This is a genomic window from Parendozoicomonas verongulae, from assembly GCF_009711465.1.
Taxonomy (GTDB): domain Bacteria; phylum Pseudomonadota; class Gammaproteobacteria; order Pseudomonadales; family Endozoicomonadaceae; genus Sansalvadorimonas; species Sansalvadorimonas verongulae.
This window is the reverse complement of sequence record NZ_SMME01000665.1, coordinates 1-667: the sequence shown is the minus strand read 5'-3', so window position 1 is coordinate 667 and position 667 is coordinate 1. Positions and strand designations below refer to the sequence as shown.

General features: G+C 50.4%; 1 protein-coding gene. It reads right to left on the bottom strand.

All coding sequences use genetic code 11. The features are described 5' to 3' along the window. Window positions 1–667: hypothetical protein (locus E1189_RS23275; protein WP_196221092.1), on the bottom strand; the 667-nt coding region annotated here is incomplete at both ends.

The window sequence follows — 667 nt, the reverse complement described above, 5'->3', positions numbered from 1 at the left end:
GGCTAAAGGTATAGGATCACTGGCTGACAACGTTCCCGGTAACACAGTTTCCAGACCATACTCACCATGCCCCGACCTTATGGTTATCAGGCCACCTGCGGGAGTCTCAGCAATATCATATACGCGCAAACGAGTCATCCGTGGGTTATGGCCGAGAGCCTGAAAAACCTTTTTGCAAGTGATACATGGCTTAGGAAAGTGCTCATAGTTTGTTATTCTGTCCAGTGGTCTTCTGGTAGGTTGTGGCAACTGAGCCTGCGTATCCATAGCAGCTGCTGGCTGAGTACTTTTCTCCGGCTCATCATGGCAATAGCTGGAAAGAGGTTGCGTATCCATAGCATCTGTTAGCTGAGTACTGGCCTCCGGCTCGCTCTGGCAATAGCTGGCAACAGGCAGATTTAAAACACTCTGGAGTTCCTGCCAGCAGGCAGGCCAGTTTATCTCAGCTTCAAAGTCCATAGCCTCCATTCGTTTCGCTGCTTCTACCAGATAAGGTTGATTAGCTGTTATCGCCAGAGTCATGGTCTGAACCGTGTTCAGAGGAAAAACCTGCTCTGCACGAACACCTGTGTCGCCGTAGCATCGTGTAAACCAGCACTGCTGCCATTGACGATATAAAGCACTCTCAAGGGGGCCAGTGGATTTTGACAGATCCTGTGGCATCCCC